The sequence below is a fragment of the Rheinheimera pacifica genome (assembly GCF_024809855.1).
GTDB lineage: Bacteria > Pseudomonadota > Gammaproteobacteria > Enterobacterales > Alteromonadaceae > Alishewanella > Alishewanella pacifica_A.
Genome location: NZ_JANUEM010000005.1, coordinates 222514 through 236700, shown reverse-complemented (window position 1 = coordinate 236700; position 14187 = coordinate 222514). Strand labels below are relative to the sequence as shown.

Below are 14187 nucleotides of genomic sequence, written 5' to 3'. Positions count from 1 at the left end.
AGCGAGGGCGCCATTTTAGTGATTTAAACCAGTCTGTCAAGCGTCTTTTTAAAAGATTTTTGCGACCCGTTTTGACTCACCTGAAGCACCCAAACTGCAGCGCCCCGTGGCATGGCGCGCATTATAGGGCCTTTTAGGAGACCTGCAAGCGGTTATTTGAGAAAAAAGCGTGACTGCTGATTAATTAGCCAAAACACGCATTTCCCTTCTTTGTATTAAGCCGCAACTTTACGGCTATTATACTCAGCAACCATTTGCTGCATTTGAGCGTCATCGTATGGCATAAGGTTGCTTAGGATCATCCGCTTTTCGCCTTTACCTATCAGTTCACCCTGCTCGCTTAACGAGAACTCCAGCAAAGCATTACCACGTTTACCATCTACCGATAGCGAAGATGCGGTAAGGCATAAATCCACTTTTTGTCTGGGCAAACGGACAAAGCTTAGTGCCATACTCTCGTAGATCACCAGCGGACGCTGCGGATTAATCATCACCTGATGCTGTTGCATCAACGGTAATAGTATATGTGGGAAGTTCTGACCGGAGAATTTCACGTAGTCGCGGATTAATGGCTCAATAACAGCTAAGTCATGCTGACAAGCGCCGTTATGCTGCAAAGACAAGTAGGTTTTATCCTGATTATCGCAAATCGTTATCAGGTTATCCTGCTCTTTACATTGTAAAAGCACGTCAGCGCCTACCATGCCAGAGAACTGGCAGCTAAGTTGTTCTGTAATACCGTACCGGTTTAACAGGTACGAAAACAATAAATCGCCTGGTACGCAAAACCGTTTCGCTTCTTCATCGTGAATCGGATTAAAGTCCGTTGCTACTTGTTTGGCAAACTCACTGGCCTGCTTACGGCTAAAACTAAAACCTGCGCTACTTTGGTTAACATACTTTTCTAACAACATCGATTGCTGACTCTCTTACAATATAAGCAGGCTATTCTACTCAAATTTAGCGGGGCAATGGTCCAGCCAGTACCGGAATAGCTGTGGCAGGGCCTCTGCGTCGCGAAACAAATACGCCTCCTGTCGGCAACTTTTTCGCTTCTGTTTTTGCCGACGTCGCTATCGCAGCCACATCATGATGACATGAACACAATGCAGGATCGGGTAATACTACTCCTATAGATAACGCCAGCAAAGGATAAAAACACATGTCGCCAGATCGGCTAACAGCACTAAGCCCACCTGCTGCGACATGCGCTGCATCATAATAATGCACAATACGCTGATTAAAATCCTGTACTATCTGCTGGCAGGCAGTTTGCCAATTATCACTGGTAAAGATGATAATAAAGTCATCACCGCCAACATGGCCGACAAAATTACCAGAATCGGCAACAGCCTGACTAATAATTTCAGCCAGCAGTTGTAATACCAAATCTCCTCTGCTGTATCCATATATATCGTTATATGGCTTAAAGTGATTTAAATCTGCATAAGCCAGAGTAAAGTTCATCTGTTGGCTTAGTAAGCGATCGACCTCCTGATAAATCGGTACGTTCCCCGGCAGTAATGTTAGTGGATTGGCATAACGGGCATGTTGCAACTTTCGCTCTGTAATTTTTTTTAGCAACAACCGCACTGAACCAATACCAATATAACGCTGTGCTGATGTCACAATAAAAAACCAGTTATTATCACCATCTTCATTACGGGTGACTAACTCACTCACGTCGTCCAGACTAGTGTGTTCATCTACGACCACCGGGCTTATTGTCATAAGGCGCTTTATTGGCTTTTTTTCATACAACGAGCGGCCATACGGCATTGCAAACATTGCCAGCAACTGTGCCCGGTTTATCATGCCAACCGGAATACCAGATTCGACAATAGCCAGACCTGCCCAATCAGGGTTGTCGCTGAATAACTGCATAACCGCTCCCGCCAAAGCCCCGCTTTCAATGGCTGGTAAAAACTGCACAATCGCAGATACTTTTTCAGCCGCCGCTGTGTAAGGCTGCTTTTGTTTAACCAGTAAATACCGCCCGTGCGGTGAGGCTTCTATTTTTGCAACTGGCCGACCCAGCAGAAAGCCCTGGCCATAATCAGCGCCAAGCTCCTGACACAGTAATAGCTCCTCCTGGGTTTCTATGCCTTCTGCGACAATTTTTGAGCCGGTTGCATTAGCCAGAGCCACTATATTCTGCACAAAAGCTCTTTTGGTCGGATCTGTATGTAGTTGGCTGATAAAATAACGGTCAATTTTGACAATATCTGGTTTTAACTCAGACCACAGCTTCAGGCCGGAAAAGCCACTGCCTAAATCGTCAATCGCGATAGAGAACCCAAGCTCACGATAATGGTTTACAGCCCTTACTAATACGCTTGGATCTTCAACCTGATATTGCTCTGAAATTTCAATAACAACCCGGGACGGGTCAAGTTCTGCTTGCTGCAACAGCCTGTTTGTTAGCCCGGAGGGATGATCTGAGGTAAGCAATAATAACGGGTTAACATTGAGAAACAGCAAGCCAGGCATCTTTGCTCTGGCAAAAGCTTCAATACTTATCTGTCGGCACAGCATCTCAAGCGGCTCCAGCATTTCGCACATCAATGCCGCTTTAAATAACAATAAGGGAGAATGCAACGGGCTATTTGATGGCCCTCTTATCAGGGCCTCATAACCCAGCACCTCTGTAGACGACAGACTGAAAATAGGTTGAAAAAGCGGAGTCAGTGCGCGCTGCCGGATAAGGTTCGACAACTCAGTACAATAATTCGGGTTAACCGTCATAACTACAACCGATGTAAGCAACTGCGGCAAAAGGTTAATACTTCAGTATGACAACTGCATGACACTGCCTGGGTTCTATGACAGTAAAAAAACGGCTAAAACGCTTGCTTTTTACACAACAAGCAAATACTGTATATACATACACTGTATAAATAGACATGTAGAGGTAGATATGTATAACCGCCCGGTTAATCAACAATTTTATGCTAATGCAGCAACCGCTTACTCCGATAGCCGTTTGTTGAAAATACATTCGGTAACTGATAGTGAAGCCATTACAGCTAATCCTTCACATCACTCCTTACTGCAGCTGATTCAGCAGCATCAGCATCAGCAAGGATGGATTCTGTTAATAGCTCCATCGCATATACCGCACAAAACCTGGGCTGAGCAGCACCAAATATCTTTTCATAATGTTTTGATTGTACATCAGAAGCAAATCAGGGATCTCAATGCAACTATTCAGCAGGCATTGGTATCCGCGAGCTGTAAAGTCGTTATCAACTTTGCCCGGATGCTGGACCCGCAGCAGCTAAACATCTGTCGTAAACTGGCAGTAATGCATAACACTTGGTTTTATCAATGCGAACAGCTGCAACAAGAGCACATTACCCACTAATGCATTTTAAATTCACGCGGCAAAGATGCTAAGATCAGGCTTTTTAACGAACAGGTAAAGCGGATTAATATGCAATGCTACTGTGGCTCAGCCAAAGAATTCAGTTTGTGTTGCCTGCCATTGATATCCGGGCAGGCACACGCAGCACATTGCGAGCAGTTAATGCGCTCACGTTACAGTGCTTATTGCCAGCGTAATATCAATTACTTGCATCAAACTTATCATCCCTCAAAACAGGCGGCTAACTCTCATACATCACTGGCGGCTTTTGCCAATAACAGCCATTTTATCAAACTAACTGTTCTGTCCTCAGAACAAACAGATAGCGAGGGCTATGTTAGTTTCAGTGTGCGCTATATACAGCAAAGTACACTGTACGAATTTGCCGAACGCTCCCGCTTCGTATACGACAAAGCCTGGTACTACATTGACGGTATATTAAATGATAAAGCGCCGGTAAAAATTGGTCGCAATGAGTTCTGCCCTTGTGGTAGCGCTAAAAAATTTAAGCATTGTGTAGTGCACCGTATATCAGGTAGCTAGCCACGCTGTTTATAATACTCAGGCAGCCTCACTACCGTGTAATTGCTGTAATACTTCATAAAGATCTGCCGGGTTAGCCTGTGGTTTTTCAGGCGTGGTATGTTGTAACCTTCTGCGACTATGCAAACTTAAGTTTTGCCATACATCATCAGCTAGCCGCTGCTTATCATCATGCCGGGCTAAAGGCGGCGGGTTAAGGTAAGTAGCCAGCTTTAGCTGGGCTAAACCACTACTGCCCAGAGCTTTGCTCTGTTTGAGCATTGTTATCGTATCAGCTTCTGTCTGTGCCAGGCTACGCGGTAACGCAACACCAAGTTGCTGATATAAATTAAGTTGTGCGCTTTGCTCAATAGCATCCGGCGTATAGAACTGGGCAGACTCTTCTACTGCCGGTGACAACAGCGCAAGGTACAAAGCAAAATCTGTGCGCTGGGCATTTTGCAGAGCTCGATTCAGCTTTACATCAAGTTGCCATTCGTTAATTACCATCGACATTTTGCGCAGTTATACCGGTTTTGTTTTGCTCTTGCTGCATTTATCGGCAGTCAGACAAAAAAGTTTAGCAAATGCCTTTACTTCAAAAGTCAGTTTGATAATATGCCGTCCACTCGTGGAGGGGTTCCCGAGTGGCCAAAGGGATCAGACTGTAAATCTGCCGGCACTGCCTTCGAAGGTTCGAATCCTTCCCCCTCCACCATTTTCCTACCGTACTAAGCTAAACACTCCTCTGCACCACACTGCTGTATTAATTTTCTTGCTAATCACCCTGTTATTTCCGACACTTAACTGAATTTAGTTTTAGGCGAAGTGGTGTGAATGAATAACAAGACGCTTGAGAATCAGCGGATACTAATTGTTGATGATCAACGGGCTTTTCAATTGATGTTTAAAGGCATCCTGTACTCTATGGGAGCCACCAACGTTGCCTTTGCTCCCACTGGTGAGCAGGCATTGGCCAAGTGCGCCAATGTAAATTATGACGTCTTGTTTGTTGATTACCATTTGGGTGTAGGCAAAAACGGCAAGCAGCTACTTGAAGATCTACGGGAAAAAAAACTGCTTGGCCCGCATAGTATTTTTATGTTGGTAACCGGTGAAAATACCGTCCCTATGGTAATGAGCGCGGTAGAATTAGAGCCTGACGACTATCTGGTCAAACCCTTTTCACAAAACGTACTGCGTAGCAGAATTCAACGGATAAAAAGAAAAAAAACTCAACTGGCTGCAGTGTATCAGGCATTATTTGACGAACAAGCAGAACAGGTGGTCACACTGTGTCAGCAGGAAATAGGCACTGAAGGTCGTTATCAGCCATTCTGTAAACGTGTGCTGGTAGAAAATCTTATTAAGCTAAACCAGCTTGCCGAAGCTGAACATATATTACAGGAAACGCTGTCACAACGACGCAGCGGCTGGGCATTATTGCTGCAGGCAAAAGTGTGCTACCGGCAAAACCGTTTTGAAGACAGTATGGCCCTGTGTCAGGAGGCGATAGAGAATAATCGTTATTTTGCTGAAGCTTATGATATTCAGGCACAAAATTATCGCGCTATGGGCGAGACAGATAAAGCCTTCAGCAGCATTCAGGCGGCGGCAGAAATAGCCCCCTACAGTATGCAGCGCCAATACCTTGTGATGGAAATGGCCCGCGATTTAAATAATATTCCCCAACAGGTTCTTGCCAGTAAGCAGTTATATGAGATTACCCGCCGCTCAATAAAGCAGGACATTATTCATTTGCTTAACTATATCCGCACCGTTATTGAGGCTGCAGTAAGAGCTGACGAACCGGCAAACCGTAACCGCTACCTGCAAGAAGTGTCGCTTGCTCTACAGCGCGTTAAACGTGATGAAATGATGACAAGAGAAATTAACTTCGATTTATTTGAATCTCTGTGTCAGGCAAGGCTGGAATCACTAAACGGTGCCCAGTATCAGGCAAAAAAAACCTATGCGGCGGTGTCTGAAGAGCTACATGATCAACATCAGATTTTGCCGGATGCTATCTTTTTGCTAAATCAAATTGGCGAGTATGAGCAAGCAGCTACACTACAAAAGCTATTACCAGCAGAACTGATGGCCAACCCGGTGCTAAATTCACTGTTCGGCGATCAACAACATTTTGTCGATCAGAAGCAGCTGCAATTTGCTGAGTTGAATAAAGCGGGTATCAAAAGCTACAAAGAAGGTAATTTTGTCGCTGCAGTCAGGCAATTTGAAGCAGCGCTGGAAGTGGCGCCAATGAATACCGGTAGTGCTTTGAATCTTATCCAGGCATCCATTCAGCAGTTAAACAGTCAGCAAAGAAATAAATCAAGAGAGCTATTTGAGCGCTGTAAAAAAACATTCCGCGTTGTCGACAACATGCCTTTACCCGAGCATCATCGCGTACGTTATAAAGAGCTTCTGCAGCAATTTGATAAACTACGCGATGAATTCAGGCGCTGATTACTGCGACAGAAGTTGTTGCGCTACGTCATTAGCCAGCGCACTGGCACCAATTCGAATGCCGGCATTGGTGGCAATTCGCCCGGTAATATCCTCATATAACTGCATCAGTTCAAGCGCCTGAGCAATATTACGTACACCGCCAGACGCTTTAAAACCAACCTGGCGGTTTGCCGCAGCAATTACCGTGAGAATAATACGGGCCGCTTCAATAGTAACCCCGGTGGCAACTTTGCCGGTGGATGTTTTGACAAAATCAGCGCCCCCTTCTATTACCAGTTCGGTCGCTTTGGTAATTTGTTGCGCTGTAACCAGCTCACCAGATTCGATAATCACTTTTAAACAGCTGTTAGCGCAAGCCTGGCGTATATCGTATAAAAAGCTTTTAACTAAGCCCTGCTCGCCACGCAGCAGAGCTTTATAGGGCAAGACACAATCAATTTCTGTTGCTCCGGCCATTTTGGCTTGCTGAATTTGCTCACATGCGATATCGGCAGCCAACTCTGCGCCGGGGAAATTAACCACTGTGGCAATGTTCGCCTGCCGTGCACGTTGTGGCCACTGTTGTAAACTTGCCAAAAATTGAGGATAAACACAGTAAGCCGCAGGAGTCAGAGCGGGAACACTTCCAAGCCACTGGCCAAAGCTCTGCTCTGTATCATCATCCTGTAAACGGGTAATATCTAATAGTTTTGCCAGTTGTTGCAGGCGTAGCAGGTTTGTCATCGTTAAAGCCCCGTCGCAAAACAGCAATATTAGCTGTCTGTTCGCTGTAGTAACATCACACTGTAGATGCCGCGGAGCTTAAACCAAATACCCATAAAAATGCAAAACACTGTCACGAAAAATAATTGAAAATAATTTTGAATCTTTTGCCAAAGGCCCGGTCTTATTTACCAGTAGTAGCTATGTAACACCTTTTCTCTCCTGTTTCGATGTCCTAGTGTTTGCGCCGGTCCTGTATCGGCGCTTTTTTTATAGCTCTAATAAGTGCTGATTCTGTTTTAGCCAGGCTTTAGCCTGTTCTGCTTGCGGATAATACACGCCTACCAGTTGCCAGAAACGCGGCGAATGGTTCAGATGCTTAAGATGAGCCAGTTCATGCACCACCACATAGTCTGCTACCCAGGCAGGAGCCATCATTAAACGCCAGTTAAACCCCAACTCTGCGGTGCTTTTACAATAACCCCATTTTGTGCGCCAATTGCCAATAATTATATTGCCGGAGCGTACATTCATCTTGTTTTGCCAGTAAAACACCCGCTCTGCAAACCAACTAAACGCTTGTTCTTGATACCATTTTTGCAACAAGGTTAATAGCACCTTTTGATAGCGTTGCGGTTGCACACGGGATGACACAATAACTGTAATATTATGTTCGTCATGCAGCACTACTGATTTCGCTCCACGCAACCGGGTTAATCCGATGGTACTGTCCAGTAACGGTAATTGCTGTCCTGCCAGCCATTGTGGCCTGATTTGCTGCTTCACTTGCTGCAGATGTTTTATTACCCACTGCTGCTTCTGTTGCACCAACTTCTTTATGTCAGCCAGGTTATAACCAAGTGGCGCCCGCACTGTCAGTTGGCCCTGCTTAACCTGCAACGCCACACTACGTCTTCTTGAACTGTAATGCACGGTGTAGCTAAACTGCTCGGTTTCTATCTTTAACGCTGACAATCTCTACTCCATACCGGGGTTCTGACTTAGCTTAATCACGCCATCATTGTGCCACAGCAGCGGATAAAGTGTTATTATCCTGCTACTTAGCGGTATTAAACAAATTAAGGGCCTAACACAGCATGAAAATTATTTCATTTAATATCAATGGAATACGAGCAAGACTACACCAGCTGCAAGCACTTATCGATAAACATCAACCAGATATTATCGGCCTGCAGGAAATTAAAGTTCATGATGATGAGTTTCCGTTGGCTGATGTTCAGGCGATGGGCTATCACGTTTATCATTTTGGCCAGAAAGGGCACTACGGCGTGGCAATTCTCAGTAAAGAGCCCGCCACAAAAATGCAGTATGGCTTTCCTACAGACGAAGCGGATGCTCAGCGCAGAATGCTGATTGGCAGCTTTACCCAGGCCGACGGCACGCCGCTAACCGTACTGAATGGCTACTTCCCTCAGGGAGAAAACCGCGATCATCCGGTCAAGTTTCCGGCAAAAACCAAATTTTATGCCGATCTACAACGTTACCTAACCGAACACCATAGCCCGGATGAGCAGCTGGCCATTATTGGCGACATTAATATATCGCCAATTGATCTGGACATTGGCATAGGCGAAGCCAATGCCAAGCGCTGGTTACGCGAAGGCAAAACCTCATTTTTGCCTGAGGAACGGGCCTGGTTACAGCAACTTAAAGACTGGGGCTTAATTGATACTTTTCGTGCCCTGCACCCGGAAACAAGCGCCCAGTATAGCTGGTTTGATTATCGTTCTAAGGGTTTTGATGACAACCGCGGCTTGCGTATTGATGTTGTTCTGGCTACAGCGCCTCTGGCTAAGCGCTGTATAGAAAGCAGTATTGACTATGAACTGCGCGGTATAGAACGCCCTTCAGATCATGCTCCGGTATGGTCTGTATTTAAGTAAGCTCTAACACTGGGCATTGCCAGGTAGTGGCTACAACCACTGCCTGACGAAAGTTTTATCCAGTTGCTGATAGGCCTTTTTCAGTAAAGCCGCAAGGTCTTTGTAACGCCCTGGTTGTGATACAGGGGCCAGCTCTACTCCATGCTGTTGCATTTGCTGCCTTATATGCTGATACCAGGATGCAATTGATGGCGGTAACTTTGTTTCAGCACGCACCCCAAGCCAATACAGCCCTTGCAACGGCAGCGATACTAAGAACAACATCATCGCCAAAATTTGTGGCAAAAATGCACTGCCCAGATAACTGTATTGTACAGCCGCAAACAGCAGCGCCAGACCGGGTAAATAACGACCGGTGATTGATGTCAGTAAAATAACCTTATTTTCAATAAACAGGCTATTAAGCTCTGCTTTGGCGGGCCACAACTTACTGTACTCGCGCCCGGCGCGCAGGGTTGCATAAAGCGGATACTGCATTACCACCTCCTACCGAAAACTATGTCTGAACGATAGCATAAAACCAGCCACTTTACTCCTGACATTAATAGCACTTCGCCCGGCCAGTCAAAGGTGTATGATATTATGGGAAATAAAAATTACACTTTGCCTCAGCAAAAACCAGTAATTCAATTAGTGCAAACTGACATTTCAACCGGACTGAGCCTTGGCTGCCTTGTGAAACTCACTTTTTACCAGCATTAAACCCACCTTTAGCTTAAGCACAAACTAACAAAAAATATGCCATAATATTTAGTCTTTAAGTTACGCTAACTTAGGCAAGTTAAACAGCGTTACACACAAAGTTATCCACAAAATCTGTGGACAACCTAACCCTATATAGCACAGCAAAAGTACGGCTGTTGTCAGGTTATTTGCCAGTAAAAATAATGATTTCATGAAAAAATAATACTAAGGCCGTTAAAATGTCACATTTAGTAAAAACGGAACAGGTGATATTTTGTTTAACCTGGCCCGCTATGGCAGGAATTCGTTGAGTAATCATGCCGGTTTAGATTAGGATAAACGCTATACTCTGTATCAGGATCTGCCGCTGTTGCTAAATTGGCTAACGCAACTTAACGAAATAGAAGGTATTGCTGTAAAAAGCCCGGCCTGCGGCACTTTGTTGCCAATAAGCTCACACCCGGAGTTGTTGTATAACAGTGGTATTGTGCAACAGGCTTTATGTATTAAATTACAGCAAAACACTGTGGTAGCGCCGTTTAACAGCCTGTATCAGTGCAGCCTGAATGGCAGACGCAGGTTGCGGTTTAAACACAGCAGCGGCCTGACTTTGCAACTGGACTTTCCTTCCAGCGTCATGAGCGGTTTGGGCAAAGGCATTGAGTATCTGGCAGATTCAGAGCAATTGCTTAGCGCAGGTCAACCTGTATTGCGGCTGGACCCGCACTATCTGCAAGCTGGCCAGGGCTGCTATGCAGCATTGATGGTATTACCCCACCCGGCTATCGAGGCGATATTCTGTATGCAGCGCTATGTTGCAGCGGCAACGGATATCGCCATAATTATTCAGCTAAAGAACAAATAAAATATGACTACGCTATACGGCATAAAAAATTGTGACACGATAAAAAAAGCTCGTAACTGGCTGGAGCAACAGCAAATCCCTTACCAGTTTATTGACTACCGCGTTGATGGTTTAACAGCTGCGCAGTTGCAAACCTTCGCCACTCACTGCGGCTGGCAAAACCTGCTTAATACCCGGGGCACAACATACCGGCAGTTAGATCAGAGTGATAAAGCCGATCTGACCGAGCAAAAGGCACTGGCGCTAATGCTGGCGCAACCAGCGATGATTAAACGGCCACTACTGCTGTACAACGGTAAATACCATTTAGGCTTTAAACCGGGCGACTATCAACAAATTTTTGGATTAAACACATGAGTAGCCAAAGCGCCGTAGTGGCATTAACCCAGGATCTAATTTCCCGCGCCTCTGTCACTCCGGAAGATGCCGGTTGCCAGCAAGTCATGGCTGTGCGCCTGGCCGCAGTGGGCTTTAATATTGAGGTTATGCATTTTGACGACACGTTAAATATGTGGGCTCGCCGTGGTAACAGCAAACCGGTATTTTGTTTTGCCGGCCATACTGATGTAGTACCTACAGGGCCGGTAGAACAATGGCACACACCACCGTTTGAACCAACCATTATCGGTGATACGCTGTATGGCCGTGGCGCGGCCGATATGAAAGGCAGCCTGGCAGCAATGGTGGTAGCAACAGAGCGTTTTTTGCAGCGCTTCCCCACTCCCAAATTCGATTTGGCTTATCTTATTACCAGTGATGAAGAAGGCCCGTTCATCAATGGTACGAAAAGAGTGATAGAAACACTGGAAGCCCGCAACGAAAAGATTAGCTGGTGCATTGTTGGTGAGCCTTCCAGCAGCCAGAAAGCCGGTGACGTAGTTAAAAATGGCCGGCGCGGTTCATTAACCGGGCAGCTTACTGTAAAAGGTATTCAGGGCCATGTCGCCTACCCACAACTGGCAGAGAATCCGGTGCACAAAGCAGCCGCTGCTTTAGCTGAGCTTGCAGCAGAACAATGGGATAACGGCAATGCTTATTTCCCGGCAACCAGTTTTCAGATTGCCAATATACATGCCGGTACCGGCGCATCCAATGTGATCCCCGGCGAATTAAACGTTATGTTTAACTTTCGCTACAGCACCCAAAGCAGCGCAGAACAACTACAGCAACGAGTTATTGCCCTGCTGGACAAACATGGTTTGAACTATGATTTGGCCTGGACATTAAACGGCCTGCCATTTTTAACTGACAGTGGCAGTTTAGTCGCAGCAACAGTGAAAGCCATTTATCAGGTTCAGGGCTTTGAAACACGGCTGGAAACTACCGGAGGTACCTCAGATGGCCGCTTTATCGCCCCAACCGGTGCTCAGGTGGTTGAACTTGGTCCCTGCAATGCCACTATTCATAAAATTAATGAATGTGTGTCGGTAACCGAGCTGGAGCAGCTGGCCAAAATGTACGAAGCCGTATTGGAACAACTTGAACTGAGCCTATGATCGACTGCAGCGATGACATCCTGACCGGCCTGAGCGAGCAGCATCTGCTAAAGCGCCCGGACGGTTTTATGTTACATAAAGATATCGCGCAACCCTTTACTGCATTATGTATCGCAGCCAAAACAGAGGGCATTGAGATAACTCTTGTTTCTGCTTTTCGTTCCTATCAGCGCCAGGCAGCTATTTGGCAGGCCAAATTAGCTGGAAAAAGGCCTGTTTACGCTCAGGATGGGCAAGCTATTGATATTAATAGTTTAACCGGAAAAGCTAAACTCGATGCCGTACTCTTGTACTCTGCATTGCCCGGTGCCAGCCGCCATCATTGGGGCACAGACCTTGATGTATACGACGCAGCCGCAGTCCCCCCAGACTATAAACCGCAACTGGAACCGGCAGAATATGGCGAGGATGGCCCATTTTACCGGCTACAGCAGTGGTTAAGTGCATATGCAGCCGACTTTGGCTTTTTTCTACCCTACCGCGAGTTTCAGGGAGGGGTTGCTGCAGAGCCCTGGCATATAAGTTATCAACCACTGGCCAGTGCTTACCTGGCCAACTTTAACAGTACATTATTGCGCCAGTGCCTGACACAACACCCTGTGGCAGAGCAGCAATTAGTATTAACCCACCTCGATGCTATTTTTCAGCGCTATGTTGCTAACATTTGTCTGGCAGCGCCATGAACTGGCCCCTGTTTTGTGCATTAGCCCTGGCCTTTGGCCTGGTGATCAGTAATATTTTGCTGATAAAACACGCGGCAAAGTTAAAAATGCCCTCATCAGCAAAACAGCCAGAGGGCATTGCAGACAACACTACCACACAACGTAACACTACTCAGCAGAGCCCTGCTCACGATCAAACGCCGAATAGCCCTGAATAAAACGCTGCAACTGATCGCGCAGGTTAGGCGGTGTGCCTTTAATCAAAATCGTATCGCTGTGCGGATCATACTGCACTCTGTCACCGAGCAATTTCTGCTCGAAACTTAACGATAGCCCGGCGCCCTGCCCGGCAAATTTAATCAGCTTTTTCAGCTCTTTTACTTCTACCGGAAACTGCTCTGCCACCTCAAGCTGTTGCTCCTGGCAATAACGTAAAAAGCCCTGTTGCTCCTGCTCGTCAATAACAGCCGACAATTCGCTTAACACCACATCCTGCCCGGCTTTAGCCCGCTCTTCACAGTAACTGAACACTTGTTTACGGGCATCTGTTTTTTCATTACTGTCAAACTCGGCAGCACTAAAGTACTCTTCCACCGACGCCAGTACCACTTTACTGTTTACCCGCGCATCGGTGCCTTCTTCACAACCTAAAAAATCAAGAAAGAAATCGGCTACTTTACGCCCGGCACGGCCCCGGATAAAACTAATATACTTTCCCTGCTCTGGCGAGCTGCCATACTCGGTTAAATCAATACGGGCGGCCAGTTGCATTCTGGCAATATCCAGATGGCGTGATGTCGCCAATTCCAGATCGTCGCTCAAAGAAAAGTGGTCTTTACTGCCTAACAGACAAAACAGCAGGTAATCACTGGCCAGATAGCGATAATGGCAAATCAGCAAATAGCCACTTTCCGGCAACTGATGCGCCAGTAGTTGCTGCTCCAGCGCTGCGGTAGAGGTATTAGCCAGTACAAGAAAATCTGAGGTTTGCTTTTGCCAGTCATTTAATACTGTCATAACCTGCGGATCTTTATCAGCGCTAAAAGCAGCGTAGCCTTTGGCGGGCTTACCGTTATAAGCCAGGTGTAACTGCTCTACCAAATGCGCTACTGCCGCCGTAGGGGCAACCAAAGACGGCCGGTAGTGCGCTTTACTCTGCGTTTGTTCATCCAGTTCAAGGTAATTTATCGCCAACTGCTGCACATCTACTGACATAACTTTTCCTGTTTAAAATGAATTCTGTTACTATTCTAACTGTTTAAACCACATGACTTGCGGATAATTCATGCCAATTGTATCAAAGTATTCCACCACTCAGATTGAAAAACTGGTAAATCAGTTACTGGATGTACTGCACAACGAAAAAGCCACCACAGAACTAAGCCTGATGTGTCTGGGTAACGCCATCAGCCATGTTGTTAACAGCAGCGTACCGGTAGCACAGCGCCAAACCATTGTTGCCCACTTTAATCAGGCATTAACCGATGCCGTTAATACCAAAGTGAATTAAGCGCGT

The 14187-nt window shown here is 46.2% G+C and carries 17 protein-coding genes and 1 tRNA gene; 11 read left to right on the top strand and 7 right to left on the bottom strand.

What is annotated here, in order from left to right; translation table 11 throughout:
- Nucleotides 1-215 precede the first annotated feature (215 nt).
- On the bottom strand, nt 216-914 hold the full coding sequence (locus tag M2404_RS09765) for a DUF3581 domain-containing protein (RefSeq protein ID WP_259239537.1): 699 nt from the start codon (nt 912-914) through the stop codon (nt 216-218).
- Nucleotides 915-960: 46 nt separating this feature from the next.
- On the bottom strand, nt 961-2745 hold the full coding sequence (locus M2404_RS09760) for a bifunctional diguanylate cyclase/phosphodiesterase (RefSeq protein WP_259239536.1): 1785 nt from the start codon (nt 2743-2745) through the stop codon (nt 961-963).
- 58 nt (nt 2746-2803) lie between these two features.
- On the opposite strand from M2404_RS09760, the gene M2404_RS09755 reads away from it, so the two are divergent.
- A complete protein-coding gene (locus M2404_RS09755) occupies nt 2804-3364 on the top strand; it encodes a hypothetical protein (protein ID WP_259239535.1) in 561 nt (186 codons plus the stop codon).
- 69 nt (nt 3365-3433) lie between these two features.
- Nucleotides 3434-3907: a YchJ family protein gene (locus M2404_RS09750; RefSeq protein WP_259239534.1), complete on the top strand. Its 474-nt coding sequence runs from the start codon at nt 3434-3436 to the stop codon at nt 3905-3907.
- Nucleotides 3908-3925: 18 nt separating this feature from the next.
- On the opposite strand, the gene M2404_RS09745 is transcribed toward M2404_RS09750, so the two are convergent.
- On the bottom strand, nt 3926-4402 hold the full coding sequence (locus tag M2404_RS09745) for a VC2046/SO_2500 family protein (RefSeq protein WP_259239533.1): 477 nt from the start codon (nt 4400-4402) through the stop codon (nt 3926-3928).
- A 117-nt stretch (nt 4403-4519) separates the two neighbouring features.
- On the opposite strand from M2404_RS09745, the gene M2404_RS09740 reads away from it, so the two are divergent.
- Nucleotides 4520-4604, top strand: a tRNA-Tyr gene (locus tag M2404_RS09740).
- A 119-nt stretch (nt 4605-4723) separates the two neighbouring features.
- A complete protein-coding gene (locus M2404_RS09735; protein WP_259239532.1) occupies nt 4724-6355 on the top strand; it encodes a tetratricopeptide repeat-containing response regulator in 1632 nt (543 codons plus the stop codon).
- On the opposite strand, the gene deoC is transcribed toward M2404_RS09735, so the two are convergent.
- Nucleotides 6356-7081 carry a deoxyribose-phosphate aldolase gene (gene deoC / locus M2404_RS09730; RefSeq protein WP_259239531.1) on the bottom strand — a complete coding sequence of 242 codons (726 nt, stop codon included), beginning with the start codon at nt 7079-7081 and terminating at the stop codon, nt 6356-6358.
- 249 nt (nt 7082-7330) lie between these two features.
- Nucleotides 7331-8035, bottom strand: coding sequence for a M48 family metallopeptidase (locus M2404_RS09725; protein WP_259239530.1), 705 nt, complete (start codon nt 8033-8035; stop codon nt 7331-7333).
- A gap of 122 nt (nt 8036-8157) precedes the next feature.
- Here M2404_RS09725 and xthA point away from each other — a divergent pair, with 122 nt between their 5' ends.
- Complete coding sequence (gene xthA / locus M2404_RS09720; RefSeq protein WP_259239529.1) at nt 8158-8964, top strand: exodeoxyribonuclease III; 807 nt, start codon at nt 8158-8160, stop codon at nt 8962-8964.
- A gap of 30 nt (nt 8965-8994) precedes the next feature.
- On the opposite strand, the gene yfbV is transcribed toward xthA, so the two are convergent.
- Nucleotides 8995-9441: a terminus macrodomain insulation protein YfbV gene (gene yfbV / locus M2404_RS09715; RefSeq protein ID WP_259239528.1), complete on the bottom strand. Its 447-nt coding sequence runs from the start codon at nt 9439-9441 to the stop codon at nt 8995-8997.
- A 577-nt stretch (nt 9442-10018) separates the two neighbouring features.
- On the opposite strand from yfbV, the gene M2404_RS09710 reads away from it, so the two are divergent.
- The 5 genes from M2404_RS09710 to M2404_RS20335 are packed head-to-tail and all read left to right on the top strand — an operon-like array spanning nt 10019 to nt 12889.
- Complete coding sequence (locus M2404_RS09710) at nt 10019-10513, top strand: PTS glucose transporter subunit IIA (protein ID WP_259239527.1); 495 nt, start codon at nt 10019-10021, stop codon at nt 10511-10513.
- A gap of 3 nt (nt 10514-10516) precedes the next feature.
- Nucleotides 10517-10870, top strand: a complete 354-nt coding sequence (locus tag M2404_RS09705; RefSeq protein ID WP_259239526.1) for an ArsC family reductase — start codon at nt 10517-10519, stop codon at nt 10868-10870.
- Nucleotides 10867-12009 (top strand): succinyl-diaminopimelate desuccinylase, encoded by a 1143-nt coding sequence (dapE, locus tag M2404_RS09700; RefSeq protein ID WP_259239525.1) that lies wholly within the window; start codon nt 10867-10869, stop codon nt 12007-12009. Before M2404_RS09705 ends, dapE begins: the two co-directional genes overlap by 4 nt.
- The gene (locus M2404_RS09695; protein ID WP_259239524.1) at nt 12006-12692 is read left to right on the top strand and encodes a M15 family metallopeptidase; all 687 of its coding nucleotides are present in this window, start codon (nt 12006-12008) and stop codon (nt 12690-12692) included. The genes dapE and M2404_RS09695 overlap by 4 nt, the downstream gene beginning before the upstream one ends.
- Nucleotides 12689-12889 carry a DUF2897 family protein gene (locus M2404_RS20335; RefSeq protein WP_405047780.1) on the top strand — a complete coding sequence of 67 codons (201 nt, stop codon included), beginning with the start codon at nt 12689-12691 and terminating at the stop codon, nt 12887-12889. Before M2404_RS09695 ends, M2404_RS20335 begins: the two co-directional genes overlap by 4 nt.
- On the opposite strand, the gene yejK is transcribed toward M2404_RS20335, so the two are convergent.
- Nucleotides 12840-13886 (bottom strand): nucleoid-associated protein YejK, encoded by a 1047-nt coding sequence (yejK, locus tag M2404_RS09690; protein WP_259239523.1) that lies wholly within the window; start codon nt 13884-13886, stop codon nt 12840-12842. The genes M2404_RS20335 and yejK overlap by 50 nt on opposite strands.
- Before the next feature lie 70 nt (nt 13887-13956).
- Here yejK and M2404_RS09685 point away from each other — a divergent pair, with 70 nt between their 5' ends.
- Nucleotides 13957-14181: a YejL family protein gene (locus M2404_RS09685; protein WP_259239522.1), complete on the top strand. Its 225-nt coding sequence runs from the start codon at nt 13957-13959 to the stop codon at nt 14179-14181.
- Nucleotides 14182-14187 lie beyond the last annotated feature (6 nt).